A 23,872-nucleotide genomic window follows, 5' to 3' on the forward strand; every position below is an offset into this window, starting at 1 on the left:
TGACAAGTCGCGGTACCACGAGGGGGGAGGGAGCGTGCTCGGCGCGCTCCCTCCCCTCTTTACTTCGCTATTGCCCCTTCCCTGTGACCAGTTGAGGATCGACGTGGCCCGTCACCGCCTGTCCAAGAAGCACCGCACCATAGCCATGGCCCTCGGCGGCGCGGCCCTGCTCGTCGGTGGGGCCATCACCGCCGAGGCCGCTTCCTCCGGGAGCGGGAGTGCGGCCACCGGCGGCATCGCCGCCCGGCCCGTTTCGCTGTCCAAGCCCGCCACCTTCACCGGCCGCGCCTTCGACACCTGCACCGCCCCCACCCTCGCCCAGATGAAGGCGTGGAAGACGGCCTCCCCGTACGGCGCCGCCGCCGTCTACATCGGGGGCAAGAACCGGGGGTGTGCCCAGCCGCAGCTCACCGCCTCCTGGGTGACGTCGGTCAGCGCCGTCGGGTGGAAGCTGATCCCCCTCTACGTCGGCGCGCAGCCCCCGTGCCGTTCCGGGAGCAACCCGGAGAAGATGACGGCCGCCAACGCCGCCTCGCTGGGCGCCACCGACGGCGCCGACGCCGGGGCGAAGGCCGCCGCGCTCGGGATGCGGCCGGGCAGCGCGGTCTATCTGGACGTGGAGGGGTTCGACCTGAAGAACACCTCCTGCAAGGACACCGTCCTCAGCTACACCCGCGCCTGGAACCGCGCCGCCCACGCCAAGGGCTACCGCACCGGTTTCTACGGCTTCGCCACCTCCGGCGCCGCCGCCGTGGCCGCCGTCTCGCCGGGCACGGACATGCCGGACGCGATCTGGTACGCGGCCTACGACGGCGTGGCGTCGACCACCACCGGCTACCCGTTCGGCGCCAAGTGGCCGGTCCACCGCCGGGGCCACCAGTACGCCATCGAGAAGAAGGAGACGTACGGCGGTGTGACGCTGACGGTGGACCAGAACGCCTGGGACTCCATGGTCGCGGTCGTCGCCAAGTAGCGGCCGGACGCGACCGCGCGGCGGGTCAGGGGCGCACCGGCGCCCCGGCCCGCCGTCGGCGTACCGCCAGCAGCGCACCCGTTCCGGCCAGCCCGGCGAGTCCCGCCGCGCCTGCCGCCGCCCCGGCCTTCAGACCCGGCGGGCGGAACGTGCAGGAGACCGGGGTCGGGGAGCCGGAGCCGGGCAGCTCCACCGAGACCAGGCCCAGGTACGAGCCCGCGGGCCGGGCCGCGCCGCCGTCCACCGCGCACCTCCAGCCCGCGATGCGCGGCATCGCGAACACCGCGGTCCGCCGTGCCCCGGCGGGCAGCACCGCCCGTACCCCGCTGTCGGTGACGTGGACGTCCGTCGCCCCGGTGGTACGCAGGTGGCCGACCGCCGCCGTCAGCGCGGCCCGGTCCAGACAGCCCAGTTGGGCCTTGCGGTACGCGGGGCGCAGCTCCACCCGCGAGGACGGGCCCGCCGAGATCCCCAGCGGGGCCAGCGCCGCCCGCCGCTTGGGCGCGCCGCCCCGGAACTCCACCCACTTCCCGGTCGTGCCGAGCCGCGCCCAGCCCGTGTACTCGGGCGCCCACAAGAACGCCTCCCGCCCGGCCGGGCACCCCTCGGCGACCGTGCGGGGCACGGTGTAGACCCGCGCCCCGAGCAGGGCCTCCTGGTTGCGGAAGGGGGACTTCCCGTACGCCGGGGCGCCCGCCCCGCCCCGTACCGTCACCAGCGGCGGCACCGGGGCCCGGGTGACGGTCACCGCGCCGCTCTTCTCCGCGTGCACGCGCGCGCCGACCGCGAACACCGCGTCGGTGACCGGGTTGTCGAGGCTCTGCAGGGACCGGCCGCGCGAGGTCCAGCCGCCGCCCAGCGCCGTCAGGGTCCTGGTGAGGACGTCCGGGGTGAGGCTGCTGTAGTAGGAGGCGCCCTCGCCGCCGATCAGCAGCGGGTCGTTGCCGGTGAGCTGGCGCCGACCGGGGTCGGTGCGGTACGCGGGCCAGCCGTCCGCCCCGCTCACCGCCGCCTCGCGCGCGTCGTGCGCCGCGCCCCACGCGGGGTAGCTGTCGAGCCGGTGCAGCCGTTCCCGGTCGCCGTAGGCCACCGTCACCGCCGCCTGCGCGGTCTGCGCCCCCGCCAGCAGGGCCACCGCGAGCAGCACGACGCCCCGGCGCCCGGCGGAGCGCGAGGCGGCGAAGAGCCCGGCGAGGACGGCCGCGAGGCCGCCGAGGAAGAGGGGGTAGGACCACGGCGAGACCAGTGAGCTGAAGGCCGCGCCGACGCCGATGACGCCCAGCACCCCGCCGCCGCCGAGCAGCGCGCGCCGGTCCGGCAGGCCGTCCGCCACGCAGATCCACGCGGCGATCACCAGGATGCCGCTGAGCACGAACGTCTGGCGGTAGGGGCTGCCGTTGGGCGTCTGGAAGGCGTGCCACGCCAGATGCGTCGGCTTCCACTGGAAGGAGAGGGCGACGAGCAGGGCCAGGCCCGTCCAGGCGTACCGCTCGCGGCCCGGCACCGCCCGGTTGAACGCCAGCGCCCCCGCGAGCAGCAGCGCGCCGGTGCCCAGGAACAGCGCCGGGCTGGAGAAGCTGTACGTGGCCGGGAGCCAGCGGGCCAGGAAGTCGCTCCACGGGACCGGCGCGAACTCCTTGCTCCAGCCCGGGTAGGCGTGCTTGGTGCCGAGGAAGACGGTGAAGAGGACGGGCGCGCAGAGGCCGATGCCGAGCGCGGTGGTCCAGGCCGCGCGGGCCAGCGCCCACACCCGTTCGCGCGGCGCGTCCTGCGCCAGGAAGAGCCGCAGCAGCAGGACCAGCGCGGCCCCGATGGTCGCCATGTACGCGGTGTAGAAGTTCGCGGTCCAGGCGAGGGCCACCACGACCGGGCCGACGAGCAGGTGCCTGCGCTCCCGCGCCCACTCGCCGACCAGGCAGAGCATCGGGAAGGCGATCAGACCGTCCAGCCACATCGTGTTGTAGGTGGCCTCGATGACCGACCAGCCGCACAGCGCGTACGCCGCCCCCAGCACCCCGGCCGCCCAGCGCCGTCCCGCCCCCGGGCGCAGGGTGAGCAGCAGCACGGTCATGGCGACGGCCGCCGAAGCCATCTTCAGGACGGTGACCACGTACACCGCGAGGTCGATCTCGTCGCGCGGGAACACCCCGACCAGCAGGGCGAACGGGCTGCCCAGATACGTACCGATGTCGGGCAGGAACGAAGTGCCGTACCCGGACTGCCAGTTGACCAGGGCGCCGCCGTGGGCGCGGCCGTGCAGCAGGTCCCACAGGTGGGCGTGGAACGGGACGAACTGGTTGCCCAGGTCGTTGACGCCGCGGGTGTGCCGCCCGAAGGGGAAGGTCCGGGCGACGGCGTCGGCGGCGCACACGGCGACGACCGTGATCAGCGCGGCGAGGGCGGACGCCCGCGCGCGGGGGCGGCCGGTCCCGGTGCGCACGGCCGGGGCGGCGGGGGGAAGCTGGACGGCTTCGAGAGTCGGCATGGGGATCCTCTGCTGTTCGCTGCCGTCGAATATGCCGGACCCGTGCACGTAAATCAGCGGCCCGGGCGTTCAGTTCACTTAATCGACGCCCCGCCGTCATTCGGTGAATCCGCCCGCGACGTCTGGCCCGGCTGTTCTTCGTTGACTGCCACAGCCGTACTCCGCACTCCGCGTCGACGGGGGAGAACCGTGCTCATCTCGATTGTCGTGCCCTGCTTCAACGAAGAGGAGATCATCGGCCGCTTCCATGATCAGGTGACCAAGGAAATCTCCCGGCTGGACGCCGAATTCGAACTCCTCTATGTCGACGACGGCAGCAAGGACCGCACGTTCGCGCTGCTCCAGGAGATCGCCGCCCGCGACCCGCGCGCCCGCTACGTCTCCTTCAGCCGCAACTTCGGCAAGGAGGCGGCGATGCTCGCCGGGCTGCGGCACGCCGCCGGGGACGCCGTGGTGATCATGGACGCCGACCTCCAGCACCCGCCGGAGCTCATCGCGCGCATGATGGAGCTGCACGCCCAGGGCAACGACCAGGTGATCGCCCAGCGCACCCGCAAGGGCGACCGGGTCACCCGCACCCTCACCGCGCGCCTCTACTACCGCCTGATCAACCGCCTCGTGGATGTGGAACTGGTCGACGGCGTGGGAGACTTCCGCATGCTCTCGCGCAGGACGGTCGACGCGGTGCTCGAACTGACCGAGTACAACCGCTTCTCCAAGGGGCTCTTCTCCTGGGTCGGATTCCCGACCGCCACGTTCGGTTACGAGAATGCGGTGCGTGAGCAGGGGCGTTCCGCCTGGACGTTCGGAAAACTGCTGAACTACGGCCTGGACGGGGTCATCTCGTTCAACAACAAGCCGTTGCGGGCCGCCGTCTATCTGGGCATGCTGCTGCTCGGGATCGCCATGGCGTATTCCGCGTGGATCGTCGGTGTCGCGATGGTGAACGGCGTGGACACCCCCGGATATGTCACCCTGATCGTGGTGGTGACCGCGCTGGCCGGAGTGCAGATGGTGATGCTGGGAGTGGTCGGCGAATATGTCGGCCGCATCTATTACGAGGTCAAGCGCCGCCCGCACTTTCTGGTGCAGTCGACGAATGTTTCCGGCCAGGACGGCGGAGTGCCCCGCCAGCCGGGCCGCGCCGGCCGGAACAGCGGCGACCGCGAGAACAGCGACCGTGGGAACAGCGACCGGGAGTTCGCCCGCCGATGAAGTCCGGAACCGCCGCCCAGATCGTGCGCTTCGCCCTGGTGGGCGTGGTGAACACGGGCACCTACTACGGCCTCTACCTGCTCTTCCTGCCCTGGGTGCCGTATGTGGTCGCGCACGTCACGGCCTTCCTGCTGGCCATGGTCGGCTCCTTCTTCCTCACCTCGTACTTCACCTACCGCACCCGCCCCACCTGGCGGAAGTTCCTGCTGTTCCCGCTGACCAACGCGGCCAACTTCGTGATCACCACGACCGGGATGTACGTCCTGGTGGACCTGCTCGGGCAGAGCAGCACCTGGGCCCCGCTGATCGCCGCGGCGGCGGCCATTCCGGTCACCTTCGTCCTCTCCCGGACGATCATGCTGCGGCCCGAGACCCCCGGGGCGGCCGAATCGTTGGGCGAATCAGTGGCCCGGGCCACTCCGACTGCCTAACATCGATCACCGCAAGGTCATCAGGTCGCTGCACTGTCGCACGATCCGCCGGGAGGCTCCTTTGCACCGCCGCCGTCGCACCGCACTCGCCCTCTCCGCCGCGCTCCTGGGCGCGGGACCACTCCTGGCCGCCTGCGGCAGCGAGGCCCATCCGGGCGCCGCGGCCGTCGTCGGGGGCGACCGCATCCCCGTCTCCGCGCTCCAGGCCCAGGTCAAGGACGTCCGCACGGCGCAGCAGGACTCGCCGCAGGCCGCCCAGCTGATCAAGAACACCGTGCAGCTCAGCCGCGCCAAGCTGCACGGGCTGATCTTCGACCGGGTCCTGGACCGGGCCGCCGCCGACGCGGGGGTGAGCGTCAGCCGCAAGGAGCTCCAGGACGCGCGGGCCGCGATGGCCCAGCAGTCGGGCGGCGCGAAGGCGTTCGCCGACATGCTGCTCCAGCAGCGCGGGGTCGCCCCGGACCAGATCGACGACGCGGTGCGCGAGCAGGTGCAGCTGACCAAGCTGGCCGCCGCGACCGGCGCCGACCTGTCCACGCCCGCCGGGCAGGCCGCCGTGACCAAGACCCTCACCGAGGCGTCGAAGAAGCTGAAGATCGACGTGAACCCCCGGTACGGCACCTGGGACGACAAGGCGATCCAGCTGACCGACCGGAAGACGCCGTGGATCGCCCAGCACACCAAGACCGGCCCCCAGCAGGACGCCGCGGTCACCGGCTGACGGGTCGGGGTAGGTTCGGGAGGTGACTCTCGAAGAACCCGGCCGCGTCGTCCTGCTCACCGCCAGCCACCGAGTGGCGCCCGGACTGCTGTCCTGGCCCGCCTGGCAGGCGCTGCGCGCCGCCGACCGGGTGCTCTGCGCCGACCCCGCCCACCCGCAGCTGCCCTATCTGCGGGAGGCGGGCGTCGAGGTCGTCACGGCCGCGCCGGACGCCCGGGAGCTGGTCGAGGCGTGCGCCGGGGGCCGCACGGTGATCGTGCTGGCCGCAGGCGAGGGCGACCGGCGGCTCACCGACGGGCTGGCCCGGCTCGCGGGCTCGGGCCGGGTCGCCATGCCGGACCTGGAGCTGCTGCCCGGCTCCTACGACCTGCCGGGCGCCCGCCTCCTCGACCTCGTCCAGGTCATGGACCGGATCCGGCGCGAGTGCCCGTGGTCGGCCCAGCAGACCCACAAGGGGCTCGCCAAGTACGCGCTCGAAGAGGCGTATGAGCTGGTGGAGGCGGTGGAGGAGGGCGACCGCGAGGAGCTGCGCGAGGAGCTCGGCGACGTCCTGCTCCAGGTCGTCTTCCACGCCCGGATCGCCGAGGAGGGCGACCCGGCGGACGGCTCGGAGCCGTTCTCGGTGGACGACGTGGCCGCGACGATCGTGGAGAAGCTGATCCACCGCCATCCGCACGTCTTCGGCGAGGAGCGGGCCGAGACGCCGGAGGAGGTCAGGGAGCACTGGCTGCGGCAGAAGGCGGCGGAGAAGCGGCGCGAGTCGGTGACCGACGGCGTCCCGCTCGGCCAGCCCGCCCTGGCGCTGGCGGCCAAGCTCGCCTCCCGCGCCCGCATCGGGGAGCTGGCGGTGCCGCTGCCCGCCGGGGAGGGCGCCGGCTACCGCCTCCTCGCCCTGGCGGTCGCCGCCGAGGCCGAGGGCGTGGACCCGGAGGCGGCCCTGCGGGCGGCGGCGCGCGCCTACCGCGACGCGATCCGCGCGGCGGAGGCGGCCCGCACGGCGGGGACGAGCTGAGCGATGTCCTGCCCCATGGAGCCCTCCGGGCCGGTTCCCGCCATGTTCACCTGGGAGTTCGCCACCGATCCGTACCCCGCGTACGGATGGCTGCGGGAGAACTCGCCGGTGCACTGGACCACGTTGCCCAGCGGCGTGGAGGCGTGGCTGGTGACGCGGTACGGCGACGCCCGGCAGGCGCTCGCCGACCAGCGGCTGTCGAAGAACCCGGCGCACCACGACGAGCGCGCGCACGCCAAGGGCAAGACGGGCATCCCGGGCGAGCGCAAGGCCGAGCTGATGACGCATCTGCTCAACATCGACCCGCCGGACCACACCCGGCTGCGGCGGCTGGTCACCAAGGCGTTCACCCCCCGTACGGTGGCCGAATTCGCGCCCCGGGTGCAGGAGTTGACGGACGCGCTGATCGACCGGTTCGCGGCGGGCGGCGAGGCCGACCTCATCCACGAGTTCGCCTTCCCGCTGCCCATCTACGCCATCTGCGACCTGCTCGGCGTCCCGCGCGAGGACCAGGACGACTTCCGCGACTGGGCCGGGATGATGATCCGGCACGGCGGCGGCCCGCGCGGCGGGGTCGCCCGGTCGGTGAAGAAGATGCGCGGCTATCTGCTCGAACTCATCCACCGCAAGCGGGAGGAGCCGGGCGAGGACCTCATCTCGGGGCTGATCCGGGCCAGCGACCACGGCGAGCACCTCAGCGAGAACGAGGCGGCGGCGATGGCCTTCATCCTGCTGTTCGCCGGTTTCGAGACGACCGTGAACCTCATCGGCAACGGGATGTACGCGCTGCTGCGCCACCCGGAGCAGCGGGCGCGCCTGGCCGCCTCGCTCGTGGCGGGGGAGACGGAGCTCCTGGACACCGCGGTGGAGGAACTCCTGCGCTACGACGGCCCGGTGGAGCTGGCCACCTGGCGGTTCGCCACCCGGCCGCTGAGCATCGGCGGCCAGGACATCGCCGCGGGCGACCCGGTGCTGGTGGTGCTCGCCTCCGCCGACCGCGACCCGGACCGCTTCCCCGACCCCGATGTGCTCGACCTCGGCCGCCGCGACAACCAGCACCTGGGCTACGGGCACGGCATCCACTACTGCCTGGGCGCGCCCCTGGCCCGGCTGGAGGCCAGGACGGCGCTGGCGACCCTGCTGCGACGCCTTCCTGACCTGCGGTTGGCGGTGGATCCTGCTGATTTGCGCTGGCGCGGCGGGCTCATCATGCGTGGACTGCGCACCCTTCCGGTCGAGTTCACGCCCGCCGTAACTGACGGTACGTCAAAACTGTGACTTTCGCGTTATCGCGGGTCCATCGACTTGTGACAAGCGTTCGAGTACGGCTACGTTCACCCCTCGACTCGACGGCTCCGCCTCAGCAGTCACAGACGTAGTCACACGGAAGGCCACAGCATGCGCTCCGGGAACGGACGGCACCGCCGACCCCGCCAGGCTCCCGCACTCGTCGTAGCGGCGGGGGTGACCGGCTCGGCCCTCGCCCTTCCGCTCTTCGCGGCGAGCGGCGCGAACGCCGCCTCCGCGACCACCTGGGACCGGGTGGCCGAGTGCGAGAGCGGCGGCTCCTGGAGCGCCGACTTCGGCAACGGCCTCTACGGCGGCCTCCAGCTCTCCCAGGAGACCTGGGAGACCTACGGCGGCACGGCGTACGCCGCCCGCCCCGACCTGGCCAGCCGCGCCCAGCAGATCGCCGTCGCCGAGAAGGTGCTCGCGGCGAAGGGCCCCCAGGCGTTCACCAGCTGCTCGGGGATCTCCGGGCTCACCCGGGGCGGCGGCGCGCCCGCCGTCGACCCCGGCGCCCAGCCCTCGCCCGCCGCCACGGCCTCCGAGGGGGCGGACACCTCCGCGACCCCCTCGGCGCCCGCCAAGGACACCGAGGCGCCCGCCGGGTCCGCCCCGGCCGCCTCCAAGCCGCCGACGGCCCCGGCCGCGCCCTCCGCGGGCAAGGACGCCCCGGCCGGGCCGAAGACCCCGGCCAAGCCGAAGGACGGGGCTCCGCGGACCGGGACCGGCGGCAAGCACCGGGGCACGCCCGACCCGGCCGAGAGCGGCACGCCCGCGGCCGGCGGCACCGGAGGCGCGACCGGCGACTCCGGCAATACGGACAGCGGTCGTGAAGCCGGACAGCACCCCTCGCGGGGCGACGCCGCCTCGCGCGAGTCGGACGAGGTGCTGAGCGGTCCGGGCGACTACACCGTCCGCCCCGGCGACAACCTGTGGGACATCTCGCGCTCGCACAAGGTCGAGGGCGGCTGGTCGGCGCTCTACAAGGCGAACGAGAAGACCATCGGCTCGGATCCCGATCTGATCCTGCCCGGTCAGAGCCTTGATCTGAACCTGGCAAAGACGGACAACCCGGCCCCGCCCAAGGGGTAGTTCAGGGGCCTATGTCCGCTTCTGCGCAAGTGAGACATGGGTCTCTTTCCGTCAACTGGCCTGCCCCGTCTGCCCGGTCCGTACGACACGCCCCCGACCTGCGGAAACAGGGGATACGGAGGGGTGGGCGGGGGCGATTTTTCCTTGATGGGCCCCTTTGAACATCAGGGGTTGGTGTGTTTACGGTCGGAGCGCTCGTCACCACGGGCCCCTTCGACCGGGAACGCCGAATCCTGCCGCCGGTCGCCGGGAACAGTCGACGCTTGACGCGCCGTAGGCAGGAGCGGGGGACCCAAGGTAAGTGCCGGGCCCGGCCGTTGAGAGACGTACGCCATGCGGCGGGACGTACGAGACGGCCGACGGGACCGGCTTGGGGTGAAGACGTGCCGAGAGGCGCGGCCGGGCCACTCACTCGCCCGAACCCGACAGCTCACCTCGCAGGCGTCGGTGAGGAGAACTCCATGCTGCTTTCCGGCAAGGGCAAGCACCGCCGCCCGTCCAAGGCCGTCCGCGTCGCCACGCTCGCCGGTGTCACCGGTGCCGCCGTCGCCGCCCCGCTGATGGCCGCGGGCAACGCCTCCGCCGCCTCCGTCGCCACCTGGGACGCGGTCGCCCAGTGCGAGTCCGGCGGCAACTGGTCCATCAACACCGGCAACGGCTACTACGGCGGCCTCCAGTTCTCGCAGTCCTCCTGGGCCGCGGCGGGCGGCACCCAGTACGCCTCCCGCGCCGACCTGGCCACCAAGGGCCAGCAGATCGCCACCGCCGAGAAGCTGCTCGCCATGCAGGGCCCGGGCGCCTGGTCCTGCGCCGGCGCGGGCAACCTGACCGCCGGCGGCTCGGCCGCGAACGTGGACACCTCCGGCTCGTCCGCCAAGCAGGCCGCCCCGAAGAAGGCCGCGCCCAAGGCCGCCCCGAAGGCCCAGCGCGAGTCCGCCCCGGCCTCCCGCGGCGAGTCCCGCCCGGCCCCGGTCAAGACCGGCGACGGCGAGTACAAGGTGAAGGCCGGCGACACGCTGGGCTCCATCGCCCAGGCCCACGGCGTCAAGGGCGGCTGGCAGAAGCTGTTCGAGCTGAACAAGGACGTCGTCAAGGACGCGAACCTGATCTACGTGGACCAGAAGCTCCACCTGAGCTGAGTCCGCCCGCGGTCCGGGGTGCCACGCCCGCGTGGCGCCCGCGGACCGCGCGGACCCGCTCACGCAGTTCCCCGCACCCCGGGCAGTCGGGGGCGCGGGGAACTGCGCGCTCGGGCCCCGCAGGTCTGCGGACGAAAGCGCACGCCAAGATCCACTCAGCCCACAGCTGAACCCGGAGGGCCGTGCTTTGTTTCGTTCAGGAACATTTTGCCCCCCGTTTCGTCCCACGGGCCGGTCGGTCGGCTGGCCGATGCTCCGGAGGCGGTTAGGCTCAGGGGTGCCGGACCACGCGGCCCGGCGTATTCGCATCACATCCCAGAAGGAGATGCTCGTGCCGTCCATCGACGTCGTCGTAGCCCGGGAAATCCTGGACTCCCGAGGCAACCCCACGGTCGAGGTCGAGGTCGGCCTCGACGACGGCAGCACCGGCCGTGCCGCCGTCCCCTCCGGTGCCTCCACCGGTGCCTTCGAAGCCATCGAGCTGCGTGACGGTGACCCCAACCGCTACCAGGGCAAGGGCGTCGAGAAGGCCGTCCTCGCCGTGATCGAGCAGATCGGCCCGGAGCTCGTCGGCTACGACGCCACCGAGCAGCGCCTGATCGACCAGGCGATGTTCGACCTGGACGCCACGGACAACAAGGGCTCGCTCGGCGCCAACGCCATCCTCGGCGTCTCCCTCGCCGTGGCGCACGCCGCCTCCGAGGCCAGCGACCTGCCGCTGTTCCGCTACCTGGGCGGCCCGAACGCGCACCTCCTGCCCGTCCCGATGATGAACATCCTCAACGGTGGGTCGCACGCCGACTCCAACGTGGACATCCAGGAGTTCATGATCGCCCCGATCGGCGCGGAGTCCTTCTCCGAGGCCCTGCGCTGGGGCGCCGAGGTCTACCACACGCTGAAGAAGGTCCTGAAGAACAAGGGCCTCTCCACCGGCCTGGGCGACGAGGGCGGCTTCGCCCCGAACCTGGAGTCCAACCGCGCCGCCCTGGACCTCATCCTGGAGGCCATCAAGGAGGCCGGCTACGCCCCGGGCAAGGACATCGCCCTGGCGCTCGACGTCGCCGCGTCCGAGTTCTACAAGGACGGCAAGTACGAGTTCGAGGGCAAGTCCCGCTCGGCCGCCGAGATGACCGAGTACTACGAGGAGCTCGTCTCCGCGTACCCGCTGGTCTCCATCGAGGACCCGCTGTACGAGGACGACTGGGCCGGCTGGAACACCATCACCGCGCGCCTGGGCTCCAAGGTCCAGATCGTCGGCGACGACCTCTTCGTCACCAACCCGGAGCGCCTGGCCCGCGGCATCGAGGAGGGCTCCGCCAACGCCCTGCTCGTCAAGGTCAACCAGATCGGTTCGCTGACCGAGACCCTGGACGCCGTCGAGCTGGCCCAGCGCAACGGCTTCAAGTGCATGATGTCCCACCGCTCCGGCGAGACCGAGGACGTCACCATCGCCGACCTCGCCGTCGCGGTGAACTGCGGCCAGATCAAGACCGGCGCCCCGGCCCGCTCGGACCGCGTCGCCAAGTACAACCAGCTGCTGCGCATCGAGGAGATCCTCGACGACGCCGCGGTGTACGCGGGCCGCAGCGCCTTCCCGCGCTTCAAGGGCTGACCGCCCTGTCGTACGTCCGTCCCCGGCCACGGTCCCGTACCGTGTCCGGGGACGTTGTACGTACGTGAGGGGAGCGGGGCGACATGGCCAAGGGAAACCGTGACCGGTTCTCCACCGCGGCCCGGCTCAAGGTGCTCGGCGAGCAGACCGCCGCCCGCGTCTACCGCTCCCAGACCCGGCGCCAGGCCCGCCGCTCCCGGCTGACCGGCCGGGCCGCGCTGCTCGCGCTGGTGATGTGCTCCCTGGTGGTGGCGCTCGCGTACCCGATGCGCCAGTACGTGTCGCAGCGCGGTGACATCGCCGAGCAGCGCCGCAAGGAGCGCGAGGCGGCGGCCCAGGTCGAGCGGCTGCGGGACGAGAAGGCCCGGCTCCAGGACGACGCGTACATCAAGCGGCTGGCCCGGGAGCACCTGCACATGCAGTTCCCGGGCGAGACCGGCTACACCGTGACCGACCCGGCGGCGGGCAAGGACCACCGCGACGGGAAGGCCGCCACCGGCCGGCCGTGGCACTCGAACCTCTGGGACGGCGTGGACAAGGCCGACCGCCCGGGCAACTGACGACGTGACCCCCAGCGATAGATAGAGACAAGAAACCCACGATGGAAACCCCTCCGCCCCAGACTCCCCGCACCGAGCCCACCGACCTGGACATCGCCGCCTTCCAGGAGCAGCTGGGCCGTCCGCCGCGCGGGCTGCGCGCGATCGCCCACCGCTGCCCGTGCGGCAACCCGGACGTGGTCGAGACGGCGCCCCGGCTGCCCGACGGCACGCCGTTCCCGACGACGTACTACCTGACCTGCCCGCGTGCGGCGTCGGCGATCGGGACCCTGGAGGCCAACGGGGTCATGAAGGAGATGTCGGAGCGGCTGGCGGCCGACCCGGAGCTGGCCGCCGCCTACCGCGCCGCCCACGAGGACTACATCGCCCGCCGGGACGCCATCGAGGTCCTGGAGGGCTTCCCGAGCGCGGGCGGCATGCCGGACCGGGTCAAGTGCCTGCACGTGCTGGTCGGCCACTCGCTGGCGGCCGGTCCCGGGGTGAACCCGCTCGGCGACGAGGCGATCGCCATGCTGCCCGAGTGGTGGGCGAAGGGCCCGTGCGTCACGCCCTGCGCGCCCGGCGGGGACGAGAAGTGACCCGGGTCGCCGCCGTCGACTGCGGCACCAACTCGATCCGGCTGCTGGTCGCCGACGCCGACCCGGAGACGGGCGAACTCGTCGACCTGGACCGCCGGATGACGATCGTCCGGCTCGGCCAGGGCGTCGACCGCACCGGCCGGCTCGCCCCCGAGGCGCTGGAGCGCACCTTCGCGGCCTGCCGCGAGTACGCGGCGGTCATCCGGGAGCTGGGCGCCGAGCGCGTCCGCTTCGTGGCCACCTCCGCCTCCCGCGACGCGGAGAACCGGGACGACTTCGTGCGGGGCGTCGTGGACATCCTGGGCGTCGAGCCCGAGGTGATCACCGGCGACCAGGAGGCCGAGTTCTCCTTCACCGGCGCCACCCGGGAGCTGCACGCCGACGGCGACTACCTGGTCGTCGACATCGGCGGCGGCTCGACCGAGTTCGTCGTCGGCTCCCACCAGGTGCGCGCGGCGCGCTCGGTGGACGTGGGCTGCGTCCGCCTCACCGAACGCCACCAGCCGGGCGACCCGGCGGGCGCGGAGCAGATCGCGGCGATACGGCGGGACGTCGAGGCGGCCCTGGACCTCGCCGAGGAGACCGTGCCGCTGCGCGAGCCGCGCACGCTGGTGGGCCTGGCCGGTTCGGTGACCACGGTGGCCGCGATCGCGCTGGAGCTTCCCGCGTACGACTCGGCGGCGATCCACCACTCCCGCATCTCCCACGAGCGGGTCCGCGCGGTCACCGAGCGGCTGCTGGCCTCGACCCACGAGGAGCGCACGGCGATCCCGGTGCTCCACCCGGGCCGCATCGACGTGATCGCGGCGGGCGCGCTGGTCCTGCTGGGCGTCATGGAGCGCACCGGCGCCGCCGAGGTCGTGGTCAGCGAGCACGACATCCTCGACGGAATCGCCTGGTCGATCGCCTGAGACGGCTCCGGAAGGGCCCCGCGGGGCCCTTCCGGGTACCCCTCCGCAAGAAAGTTCGTGAAGTTCTTCACAAGGAAAACCCGCCGGTCGGCCACTTTGCGGGGTCCTGGGCCTCACTTCTGTAGGTGTGAGGGCTCAACGGGGCGCGATTCAGGGGGTGGCCGGTGTGTTACGCGCATGTTTCGCGGTCCAGTGGTCTAGGCCCCGCGAGGCTGTGCGGGCCAGTTCAGAAGGGGTGGAGAACGTTCTCCCCGGGCGCTTGGTTCCCCCGCACCGCCATGACCTGGGTCACGTGGGCCGCGGAGTGTAGCAGAGGCCCTGTAGGACCTTGTGAAGGGGCGCACGAGCGGGGGTCAAGAGGGGGGTGGATACTCGATGGCATGAGCACCACGGAGCGTCCCCGAATCCTCGTTGTAGGCGGTGGGTACGTAGGTTTGTACGCGGCACGGCGCATTCTCAAGAAGATGCGCTACGCCGAGGCGACCGTCACGGTCGTCGACCCGCGGTCGTACATGACGTACCAGCCCTTCCTCCCCGAAGCCGCCGCAGGCAGCATCTCCCCGCGCCACGTCGTCGTCCCGCTGCGACGCGTCGTGCGCGGAGCCGAGGTGCTCACCGGCCGTGTCACCAGCATCGACCAGGACCGCAAGGTCGCCACGGTCGCGCCGCTCGTCGGCGAGGCGTACGAGCTGCCCTTCGACTACCTGGTCGTCGCGCTCGGCGCGGTCTCCCGCACCTTCCCGATCCCCGGCCTCGCCGAGCAGGGCATCGGCATGAAGGGCGTCGAGGAGGCCATCGGCCTGCGCAACCACGTCCTGGAGCAGCTGGACAAGGCCGACTCCACGACCGATGAGGAAGTCCGCCGCAAGGCGCTGACCTTCGTCTTCGTCGGCGGTGGCTTCGCCGGTGCCGAGACGATCGGCGAGGTCGAGGACATGGCCCGCGACGCGGCCAAGTACTACACCAACGTGAAGCGCGAGGACATGCGCTTCATCCTGGTGGACGCCGCCGACAAGATCCTCCCCGAGGTCGGGCCGCAGCTCGGCACCTGGGGCAAGGAGCACCTCGAGGGCCGCGGCGTCGAGATCTACCTCTCGACCTCCATGGACTCCTGCGTCGACGGCCACGTCGTGCTGAAGAACGGCCTCGAGGTCGACTCCAACACCATCGTGTGGACCGCGGGCGTCAAGCCCAACCCGGCGCTGGCCCGCTTCGGCCTGCCGCTCGGCCCGCGCGGCCACGTCGACACCGCCCCGACCCTCCAGGTCCAGGGCACCGACTACATCTGGGCCGCGGGCGACAACGCCCAGGTCCCGGACCTCGTCGGCCGCAAGGCGGGCAACGAGAACGCCTGGTGCCCGCCGAACGCCCAGCACGCGCTGCGCCAGGCCAAGGTCCTCGGCGACAACGTGGTCTCCGGCATGCGGGGCTTCCCGCAGAAGGAGTACAGCCACGCCAACAAGGGCGCGGTGGCGGGCCTCGGCCTGCACAAGGGCGTCGCGATGATCGTCATGGGCAAGATGAAGATCAAGCTCAAGGGCCGTCTCGCCTGGTACATGCACCGTGGCTACCACGGTCTGGCCGTGCCCACCTGGAACCGCAAGATCCGCGTCTTCGCCGACTGGACCCTCGCGATGTTCCTCAAGCGCGAGGTCGTCTCGCTCGGCGCCATGGAGACGCCGCGCGAGGAGTTCTACGAGGCCGCCAAGCCCGCCCCCGCCCCGGCCGCCAAGGTCGAGGAGAAGGCCAAGGCATCCTGACTGTGCGGCGGGCCCCGCGGGGCCCCCGGCAGTAGGCCCGTCAGGGCCGAGCACGTCCCGAAGGGGCCGTCCGCCATCCGTGGTGCGGGCGGCCCCTTCGGCGTGCGCGGGACCGGGCCGGGCGCGCCGTCCCTCCCGCGCCGCCGATGTACGCCCGTGGCGCTGTAGCGGTACGGGCGGTGGCCGGGGCACTGTTGTCCGAGATGCCGGACGAAGGTGTGGGGGCCGACTTCACGGAGGTAGACATGGCCGACGCCGCGACGCGGCTGACCGCGCTGGCGGGGCGGCTCCTGGGCGAGGAGCTGCCGGTCCGGGTCCGCGCCTGGGACGGCAGCGAGGCGGGCCCGCCGGGCGCCCCGGTGGTGGTGCTGCGGCGGCGCCGCGCCCTGCGGAGGCTGCTGTGGGCGCCGGGCGAACTCGGCCTGGCCCGCGCCTGGGTGGCCGGCGAGCTGGACATCGAGGGGGACCTCTACCAGGCCCTCGACCTGCTGGCCGGGCTGGCCTGGGAGCGCGGCGACCGGGCCCCGGGCGGCGTCCGTCCGGTGCGGGACCCGCGGCTGCGGGCCGCCGCCGTGGAGCTGGTCAGGCTCGCCCGGCCGCTGCCGCCGCCCGCCCCGCCCGCCGAGGAGCTGCGCCGCCGCACCGGCCGCCTGCACACCAGACGCCGTGACAGGCGGGCCATCAGCCACCACTACGACGTCGGCAACGCCTTCTACGAGCTGCTGCTCGGCCCGTCGATGGTCTACTCGTGCGCCTACTGGGAGCACCCCGGCGCCACCCTGGAGGAGGCCCAGCGCGACAAGCTGGACCTGGTCTGCCGCAAACTGGCGCTGGCCGAGGGGGAGCGGCTGCTGGACGTGGGGTGCGGCTGGGGCTCGCTGGTGCTGCACGCGGCCCGCCACTACGGGGTCCGGGCCGTCGGCATCACGCTCAGCGCCGAGCAGGCCGCCCACGCGCGCAAGCGCGTCGCCGAGGAGGGTCTCGCCGACCGGATCGAGATCCGGGTGCAGGACTACCGGGACGTGCGGGACGGGCCGTACGACGCGATCGCCTCGATCGGGATGGCCGAGCACGTCGGCTCGGTGCGCTACCGGGAGTACGCCGACGACCTGTTCGCCCTGCTGAAGGAGGGCGGGCGGCTGCTCAACCACCAGATCGCGCGGCGCCCGGAGCGGGACGAGTCGGCGTACCGGGTGGACGAGTTCATCGACGCGTACGTCTTCCCCGACGGGGAGCTGATGCCGCTGGGGAAGACGCTGGCGGTCCTGGAGGACGCCGGGTTCGAGGCGCGGGACGTGGAGGCGCTGCGCGAGCACTACGCCCTGACACTGCGTCGGTGGGTGGCCAACCTGGAGGCGGGCCGGGAGCGCGCGGCACGGCTGGCCGGCGCCGGGCGGGCCCGGGTGTGGCGGCTCTACATGGCCGCCTCCGCGCTCTCCTTCGAGCGCAACCGCATCGGGATCAACCAGGTCCTGGCGGTGCGCGCCGAGCCGGGCGGCGCCTCGGGGATGCCGCTGCGCGCGCGTACCTGGGGGAGCCCGGGCCACTGACGCCCCGGCCGCGTTGATAGCTTCGGGCCTTCGGGCGGAACCATGGCGTCCGATTTGTCATGTACGCGCTATTTATGCAGGAGGCCGGTGTGCACCGCCACCGCAGAACCTGGCTCCTCGGCATGGCCGTCGCCGTGCTGTCCGTCCTCACCGGGCCCGCAGCCGCCTCGGCCGACCCGGTCACGGTCACCACCGGGGCCCTCTTCAACGACCCGGCCGGCACCACCGCCGAGCAGGACCGCATCCGCGACCACGTCGTCTCGCTGGTCGACGACGCCCCCGCGGGCAGCACCGTGCAGATGTCCATGTACACCTTCACCGACGACGTCCTGCGCACCGCGCTGATCGCGGCCAAGGACCGGGGCGTGGCGGTGCGGGTGGTCGTCGACTACAAGTCGCACAACTTCAAGCCGGACGGCACCGAGCTGACCAAGGGCGGCGAGTACGAGAACCTGGCCGCGGCCCTCGGCACCGACCGCACCAGGCCCTCCTGGATCCTCTCCTGCCCGCAGGGCCGCGCCTGCATCGCCAACCGCAAGCTGAACTCCGGCGACGACGGCTCGATCAACCACAACAAGTTCTTCCTCTTCTCCCACACGGGAGGCGCGGACGACGTGGTGGTGCAGACCTCGGCCAACATGTCGGGCACCCAGCGCACCGACCTGTTCAACAACGCCGTCACCCTGGTCGACGCCGGTCTCTACGCCAACTACCAGGCGTACTTCGACGACCAGGTGGCGAACGGCTCCTCGGGCACGAGCGACAACGGCTACTACGCGACGCCGACCAGCGCGACCAACCCGAACTACAAGAACTACTTCTTCCCGCGCAAGGAGTCGGCGGGCACCACCTATTCGACGGACCCGGCCACCGACACCGTCAAGCTGATCCTCGACAAGGTCACCTGCTCCTCGACCCAGCACTCCGAGGTCCGCATGGCGGCCAACCTCTTCTACCGCGACCAGATCGCCACCAAGCTGGTGGCGATGGTGAACGCGGGCTGCAAGGTGTACCTGGCGGCCGACGCCAACCCCGACGGCGGCGGCAGCGGCGTCCCCTCGATGGGCAAGACGGTCGAGTCCATCCTCTACGGCAAGCTCACCCAGCGCGTGGAGTGCTTCGAGACCCCGCCCGCCGGCCACACCGTCAACATCGGCATCCACTCCAAGTACCTGCTGGTGAAGGGGACGTACGAGGGCGTCGCCAACGAGAAGGTCGTCTGGACCGGCAGCCACAACTACTCGTGGCAGGCCCTGCGCTCCAACGACGAGACCATCCTCAAGATCAACGACGATGCGGTCTACGACCAGTTCAAGGCCAACCACGACCGGCTGATGGCGTACTGCGCCGGAAGCTGAGCCACGGACGGCGCGAGGGGCCCGGGACGGCGTCCGCCGTCCCGGCCCCCCTCGCTCCCCTCGCTTCCCGGCCGCTACTCCGTCTTGATCGCGGTCAGCATGTTCAGCCGGGCGGCGCTGCGGGCCGGCCACAGTGCGGCCAGCACGCCCACCAGGCCCGCGAGCGCCAGGAACAGCGCGATCCGGTCCCACGGGATGACCAGCGCGTACGCCGGGATCGAGCCCTTGATGGTCTGGCCGATCGCCCAGGCCAGGAAGGTGCCGAGGCCGGTGCCGATCACCGCGCCGAAGACCGAGATGACGACGGCCTCCAGCCGGATCATGCGCTTGACCCGGGAGCGGTCCAGCCCGATCGCCCGCAGCATGCCGATCTCCTGCTGGCGCTCGAAGACCGACATGGCCAGGGTGTTGATGACGCCCAGGACCGCGATCAGCAGGGCCATGGCGAGCAGCCCGTACATGATGTTCAGCAGCGTGTTGATCATGCCGCCGAAGGTGTCGCGGATGTCCTGCTGGTCCATGAAGCTGATCGCCGGGTTGTCGCCCAGCGCGTTGACCAGCGCCTGCTCATTGGCCTTGGTGGCGCCGCCGTCCATCGTCACGAACACCGACTCGATGTGCGGCCGGGTCTCGTGCGGGTCCAGCAGCGCGGTCGAGGCGAGCACCGGCGCCAGGAACTCCTGCTCCTTGAAGACCGCGCCGACCGTGAGGGTCGCCTTCTTCTTGTCGTCGAACTCGACCGGCAGCCGCGAGCCCGGCTTCCAGCCGTGCTTCTTCGCCGTCTCGTCGTCGACCGCCAGCTGCCCCTTGCCGAGGGCGGCGAGCGAGCCGGAGACCGTCTCGACGTTCAGCACCTTCTCGACGTCGCCCGGCGTGACCCCGGCGACCGAGCGGTAGTCGCCGTCGACCTTGAGGTACGAAGCCTGCTTGGGCGAGACGGCGGTGACGCCCGGGGCCTTGCGCAGCTCCGGCACGACGGACTTGTCCAGCCGCTCCCCGCTGGCCATCGCGACCATGTAGTCGGCCTTGATGTTGTCCGTGGTCGTCTTGTCGATCGCCTTGCCGATCGTGATGCCGAGCACCGAGAGCGCGGTGACCAGGGTCAGACCGATGGCGAGCGCGGAGGCGGTGGCGCCGGTGCGGCGCGGGTTGCGGACCGCGTTCTGGCTGGCGAGCTTGCCGGAGACACCGAACGCGCGGGTCAGCAGCGGACGCATCACGGCGATCACCGGCCGCGACAGCAGCGGGATCAGGACGATGATGCCGACCAGGGAGAGGAAGGCGCCGAAACCGATCAGGGTCTTGCCGTCCCGCCCGGCGCCCGCGCCGGCCAGGATCGAGGCGAAGCCGCCCAGGGTGATGATCGCGCCGATGGTGTTCCGGACGACCAGCGACTTGGTGGTAGCGGCGGCGTGCACGCTGTTCATCGCGGCGACCGGCGGGATCTTCGCGGCGCGCCAGGCGGGCAGCAGGGCGGCGATCAGGGTGACCACCACACCGACCGCGAGCGCGGCGACGACCGGGGTGGAGGAGACGATCAGCGAACCGGCCGGCAGCTTCACACCGAAGGAGTCCATCGCCGCGCGCAGCCCCACCGCGAGCCCGAGGCCGAGCCCGAAGCCGACCACCGAGGCGACCGTGCCGACGACCAGCGCCTCGGTGAGCACCGAGCGCCGCACCTGGGCGCGGGAGGCGCCCACGGCCCGCATCAGGGCCAGTTCCTTGGTGCGCTGGGCGACCAGCATGGTGAAGGTGTTGGAGATCAGGAAGATGCCGACGAAGAGCGCGATGGCCGCGAAGGCCAGCAGCGTCTGGCTGAGCGCGCTCAGCCCCTTCTCGATGTCGTCCGCCTCCTGCGCGGCGAGCGCCTTGCCGCTGCGGGCCGTGGCGTGCTCCGGCAGCAGCGGCGTGACCTGGTCGAGGATCTTCTGGTCACTCGCGCCGGGCTTCGCCGAGACGTTGGCCTTCTGGAAGAACCCGGGCTTGAGGTAGAGCTGCTGGGCGACCTTGGTGTCGAACAGGACGAGGCTGCCGCCCGCGTTGACCGAGCCGTCCTCGGTGGTGAACACACCGGCGAGCGTGTAGGTCTTCACCGGCCCGTTGGTGGCCACCCGGATGCGGTCGCCGACCTTGTAGCCGCCCTTGTCGGCGGTGTCCTCGTCGAGGGCGATCTGCTCGTCCCGGACCGGCCCGGAGCCCTGGGTGAAGGTGTACGCGGGGTCCTTGCCGTCCCGGCTCGGCGAGAAGTTCCCGCCCTTGTTGGCCCAGCCCTGGCCGATCAGCTTGCCGTGCTTGTCGGCCACCCCGGCGAAGCCGTCGACGCGCCCGTTGACCGAGGTCACGCCGTCCAGCGCGGCGATCTTGGTGAGGGTCCGGGCCGGGATGCCCGGGTCCTGCTTGTCGTCGTCGCGGCTGCCGTACGACTCGACGGCCACGGCCACGTTGTCGTAGCTCTTGGCCGACTGGTTCTTGAAGGCGCTCTTGAGGGTGTCGGTGAAGACCAGCGTGCCGGAGACGAAGGCCACGCCGAGCATCACGGCGAGGACGGTCATCAGCAGCCTGGCCTTGTGCGCGAGCACATTGCGCAGGGCGGTTTTGAACATGGGCTTTCTCAGTCCTGGGGGAGTTCGATCGGGGGGTCGCCGGGGCCGGTGGCCCGCGGGGTCAGCTCGTACGCCCCTTGGCGTCGAACTCCTTCATCCGGTCGAGCACGCCGTCGGCGCTCGGGTGGAGCATCTCGTCGACCACCCGGCCGTCGGCCAGGAAGATCACCCGGTCCGCGTAGGAGGCGGCGACCGGGTCGTGGGTGACCATGACGACGGTCTGGCCGAGCTCGCGCACCGAGTTGCGCAGGAAGCCGAGGACCTCGGCGCCGGAGCGGGAGTCCAGGTTTCCGGTCGGCTCGTCGCCGAAGATGATCTCGGGCTGGGAGGCCAGGGCGCGGGCCACCGCCACGCGCTGCTGCTGGCCGCCGGAGAGCTGGGTCGGGCGGTGCGAGAGCCGGCCGGAGAGGCCGACCATGTCGATGACCTTGGCCACCCACTCCTTGTTGGGCTTGCGGCCCGCGATGTCCATGGGGAGCGTGATGTTCTCGGCCGCGGTCAGCGTCGGCAGCAGGTTGAACGCCTGGAAGATGAAGCCGATCTTGTCCCGGCGCAACTGCGTGAGCTGCTTGTCCTTGAGCGAGCCGAGCTCGGTGTCGCCGATGCGGACCGACCCGGAGCTGAACGAGTCCAGCCCGGCCACGCAGTGCATCAGCGTGGACTTGCCGGAGCCCGAGGGGCCCATGATCGCCGTGAACTCGCCCTGCCGGAAGTCGACCGTGACCCGGTCGAGCGCGACCACCTGGGTCTCGCCCGAGCCGTAGACCTTCGACAGCTCGGTGGCGCGGGCGGCCACCGCGGTGGCGCGGTGTGCGGTGGGGATGGTGGTCACGGAGGTGCTCCTCGGAACGCGGTGCTGGGGACCCCTCCATCGTCGCTGGCGCCCTGCCCCCGGATCGTCAGTCCCTGTGCCCGTTCCCCGGCCCCCTTGAGTCTTATACGGGCGGTGGTCGCCTCCTCCTGCGGTATGACACCGCCCCTGAGACGTCCCCCGCCGCGCCCGGCCCGCCCGGGGCGCGGGAAGCGGCCGGGAGCGGGCGTCGAATTCGCGTCATTCCGTTACGTACGGTCCGGCTGACCGGTATGCCTGCCAACCGCCGCTGGCATGTGCCGCAGGGGATCGGGGGCGTGCTGACGCGCCCTCAGACGCCAATAAAATAAGACAACATCCGCCATCGTTCCGCCGTGTGAGGGACGGGTCCCGATAGGCTCGTCGGGCGAACGTAGGAACCGCGCGACCAGCCCGGATGGTGGAAAGCAGACACGGCGAGCTTAAACCTCGCTGGCCCTCGGGCCGTGCCGGTTCAAGTCCGGCTCCGGGCACCTCACGCCCCTCCTCGCGAGGCGCAGGAAGAACCGTTAATTCGGTGAGCGGAACGACCGGGCGGCACCGCCGGGGGCCGTAATGGCGGCGAAAAGGTGACCCCCGGGTGAACACGCGCCCGGCCGGTCCCCGCCACCCCCGGCGGCCCGCCCGTCCCGCCCGGCGCACCCGCCGCGCCGGGCACCTCCGCCACGCTCCGTGGCACTCTTGTGACCGTGCACCCCCTGGTGTACGGATCCGGGGACGAGGAAAGATCCTCCCAGAGCATTAGGGTGATTGCTTTGCGTTCCCATTACCCTTGACGTCAAGGCCGCGCACGGCGGCCATGGAGGAGTGAGATGAGGAGCAGCAACCCGGTCTTCTCGCGACGGGGGTTCAGCCGCGACAACGGCTACGCGGGCTTCAACACCGCGCCGCAGGCCGGGGGCAACCCGTACGCGCAGGCACCGACCAACCCCTACGCGACGAACCCGTACGCGACCAACCCCTACGCCCAGCAGGACACGCAGTACGGCGCCCCCCAGGCCCCGGCGCGCGGCAACGTGATGACGATGGACGACGTCGTCTCGCGCACCGCGATCACGCTCGGCGTGGTGGCCGCGGGCGCGGCCCTCGCCTGGGCCCTGCTGCCGGTCTCCTCGACCAGCTACGGGCTGGCGATCGGTGCCGCCCTGGTGGCGTTCGTCCTCGCGATGGTCCAGAACTTCAAGGCCAAGCCGGTCCCGGCCCTGATCATCGGGTACGCGGCGTTCGAGGGCGTCTTCCTCGGCGTGATCAGCGAGATGTACAACGAGCGCTGGTCCGGCGCGCCCTTCCAGGCCGTGCTCGGCACCCTGGCGGTCTCCGGCGCCACGCTCTTCGCGTACAAGCAGCGCTGGATCCGCGTGACCGCGCGCTACGCCCGCATCGGCATGACCATCGCGATCGCCTTCGTCCTGGTGACGATGGTCAACCTGCTGGTGGTCGCCTTCGGCGGCGCCGACGGCGGCGGTCTGCGCAGCTTCGGCCCGCTCGGCTTCGCGGTCGGCGTGCTCGCCATCCTGATCGGCTGCTTCTTCCTGACGCTGGACTTCAAGCAGATCGAGGACGGCATCACCTACGGCGCCCCGCGCGAGGAGTCCTGGCTGGCCGCCTTCGGCCTGACCATGTCGCTCGTGTGGATCTACCTGGAGATGCTGCGGCTGGTGGCGATCCTCCAGGGCGACGACTGACGCCCGTGACGCACCAGGAGGGGCCCGCCCGGCAGCAGCCGGGCGGGCCC

General features: G+C 71.8%; 19 protein-coding genes, 1 tRNA gene and 1 riboswitch. Of the genes, 17 read left to right on the plus strand and 3 right to left on the minus strand.

Annotated elements, in window-relative coordinates:
- The first annotated feature begins 103 nt into the window (after positions 1 to 103).
- A complete protein-coding gene (locus tag AB5J87_RS21005; RefSeq protein WP_369378435.1) occupies positions 104 to 973 on the plus strand; it encodes a glycoside hydrolase domain-containing protein in 870 nt (289 codons plus the stop codon).
- Between the two features lie 25 nt (positions 974 to 998).
- Here the strand turns inward: AB5J87_RS21005 and AB5J87_RS21010 are convergent, their stop codons facing one another.
- Complete coding sequence (locus tag AB5J87_RS21010) at positions 999 to 3,458, minus strand: YfhO family protein (protein WP_369378436.1); 2,460 nt, start codon at positions 3,456 to 3,458, stop codon at positions 999 to 1,001.
- Positions 3,459 to 3,647: 189 nt separating this feature from the next.
- Between AB5J87_RS21010 and AB5J87_RS21015 the strand changes: the two genes are divergently transcribed.
- From AB5J87_RS21015 to AB5J87_RS21080, 14 genes are all read left to right on the plus strand, one after another.
- Positions 3,648 to 4,673, plus strand: a complete 1,026-nt coding sequence (locus AB5J87_RS21015; RefSeq protein ID WP_369378437.1) for a glycosyltransferase family 2 protein — start codon at positions 3,648 to 3,650, stop codon at positions 4,671 to 4,673.
- Complete coding sequence (locus AB5J87_RS21020; protein WP_369378439.1) at positions 4,670 to 5,104, plus strand: GtrA family protein; 435 nt, start codon at positions 4,670 to 4,672, stop codon at positions 5,102 to 5,104. Before AB5J87_RS21015 ends, AB5J87_RS21020 begins: the two co-directional genes overlap by 4 nt.
- Positions 5,105 to 5,165: 61 nt before the next feature.
- The gene (locus tag AB5J87_RS21025) at positions 5,166 to 5,825 is read left to right on the plus strand and encodes a SurA N-terminal domain-containing protein (protein WP_369378440.1); all 660 of its coding nucleotides are present in this window, start codon (positions 5,166 to 5,168) and stop codon (positions 5,823 to 5,825) included.
- A 22-nt stretch (positions 5,826 to 5,847) separates the two neighbouring features.
- The gene (locus AB5J87_RS21030) at positions 5,848 to 6,837 is read left to right on the plus strand and encodes a nucleoside triphosphate pyrophosphohydrolase (protein ID WP_369378441.1); all 990 of its coding nucleotides are present in this window, start codon (positions 5,848 to 5,850) and stop codon (positions 6,835 to 6,837) included.
- A 3-nt stretch (positions 6,838 to 6,840) separates the two neighbouring features.
- On the plus strand, positions 6,841 to 8,115 hold the full coding sequence (locus AB5J87_RS21035) for a cytochrome P450 (protein WP_369378442.1): 1,275 nt from the start codon (positions 6,841 to 6,843) through the stop codon (positions 8,113 to 8,115).
- Between the two features lie 120 nt (positions 8,116 to 8,235).
- The gene (locus AB5J87_RS21040) at positions 8,236 to 9,216 is read left to right on the plus strand and encodes a transglycosylase family protein (protein ID WP_369378443.1); all 981 of its coding nucleotides are present in this window, start codon (positions 8,236 to 8,238) and stop codon (positions 9,214 to 9,216) included.
- A gap of 259 nt (positions 9,217 to 9,475) precedes the next feature.
- Positions 9,476 to 9,675: riboswitch (cyclic di-AMP (ydaO/yuaA leader) on the plus strand.
- Between the two features lie 2 nt (positions 9,676 to 9,677).
- Positions 9,678 to 10,355, plus strand: coding sequence for a transglycosylase family protein (locus AB5J87_RS21045; protein WP_369378444.1), 678 nt, complete (start codon positions 9,678 to 9,680; stop codon positions 10,353 to 10,355).
- Between the two features lie 325 nt (positions 10,356 to 10,680).
- The gene (gene eno / locus AB5J87_RS21050) at positions 10,681 to 11,967 is read left to right on the plus strand and encodes a phosphopyruvate hydratase (RefSeq protein WP_369378445.1); all 1,287 of its coding nucleotides are present in this window, start codon (positions 10,681 to 10,683) and stop codon (positions 11,965 to 11,967) included.
- 83 nt (positions 11,968 to 12,050) lie between these two features.
- Positions 12,051 to 12,527, plus strand: a complete 477-nt coding sequence (locus AB5J87_RS21055) for a septum formation initiator family protein (RefSeq protein WP_369378446.1) — start codon at positions 12,051 to 12,053, stop codon at positions 12,525 to 12,527.
- A gap of 41 nt (positions 12,528 to 12,568) precedes the next feature.
- Positions 12,569 to 13,105 (plus strand): DUF501 domain-containing protein, encoded by a 537-nt coding sequence (locus AB5J87_RS21060; protein WP_369378447.1) that lies wholly within the window; start codon positions 12,569 to 12,571, stop codon positions 13,103 to 13,105.
- On the plus strand, positions 13,102 to 14,016 hold the full coding sequence (locus AB5J87_RS21065; RefSeq protein WP_369378448.1) for an exopolyphosphatase: 915 nt from the start codon (positions 13,102 to 13,104) through the stop codon (positions 14,014 to 14,016). The genes AB5J87_RS21060 and AB5J87_RS21065 overlap by 4 nt, the downstream gene beginning before the upstream one ends.
- Before the next feature lie 380 nt (positions 14,017 to 14,396).
- Positions 14,397 to 15,776: an NAD(P)/FAD-dependent oxidoreductase gene (locus tag AB5J87_RS21070; RefSeq protein ID WP_369378449.1), complete on the plus strand. Its 1,380-nt coding sequence runs from the start codon at positions 14,397 to 14,399 to the stop codon at positions 15,774 to 15,776.
- A 245-nt stretch (positions 15,777 to 16,021) separates the two neighbouring features.
- Positions 16,022 to 17,326, plus strand: coding sequence for a class I SAM-dependent methyltransferase (locus tag AB5J87_RS21075; protein ID WP_369378450.1), 1,305 nt, complete (start codon positions 16,022 to 16,024; stop codon positions 17,324 to 17,326).
- Positions 17,327 to 17,385: 59 nt separating this feature from the next.
- Positions 17,386 to 18,684 carry a phosphatidylserine/phosphatidylglycerophosphate/cardiolipin synthase family protein gene (locus AB5J87_RS21080; RefSeq protein ID WP_369378451.1) on the plus strand — a complete coding sequence of 433 codons (1,299 nt, stop codon included), beginning with the start codon at positions 17,386 to 17,388 and terminating at the stop codon, positions 18,682 to 18,684.
- Positions 18,685 to 18,758: 74 nt separating this feature from the next.
- On the opposite strand, the gene AB5J87_RS21085 is transcribed toward AB5J87_RS21080, so the two are convergent.
- Both AB5J87_RS21085 and AB5J87_RS21090 read right to left on the minus strand, forming a co-directional pair.
- Positions 18,759 to 21,287, minus strand: a complete 2,529-nt coding sequence (locus AB5J87_RS21085) for an ABC transporter permease (RefSeq protein ID WP_369378452.1) — start codon at positions 21,285 to 21,287, stop codon at positions 18,759 to 18,761.
- 61 nt (positions 21,288 to 21,348) lie between these two features.
- Positions 21,349 to 22,119, minus strand: coding sequence for an ABC transporter ATP-binding protein (locus tag AB5J87_RS21090; RefSeq protein WP_369378453.1), 771 nt, complete (start codon positions 22,117 to 22,119; stop codon positions 21,349 to 21,351).
- A 409-nt stretch (positions 22,120 to 22,528) separates the two neighbouring features.
- On the opposite strand from AB5J87_RS21090, the gene AB5J87_RS21095 reads away from it, so the two are divergent.
- Positions 22,529 to 22,610, plus strand: a tRNA-Leu gene (locus AB5J87_RS21095).
- 339 nt (positions 22,611 to 22,949) lie between these two features.
- Complete coding sequence (locus AB5J87_RS21100; RefSeq protein ID WP_369378454.1) at positions 22,950 to 23,822, plus strand: Bax inhibitor-1/YccA family protein; 873 nt, start codon at positions 22,950 to 22,952, stop codon at positions 23,820 to 23,822.
- Positions 23,823 to 23,872: the final 50 nt, after the last annotated feature.

The organism is Streptomyces sp. cg36, assembly GCF_041080675.1.
In the GTDB taxonomy this organism is placed as follows: Bacteria; Actinomycetota; Actinomycetes; order Streptomycetales; family Streptomycetaceae; genus Streptomyces.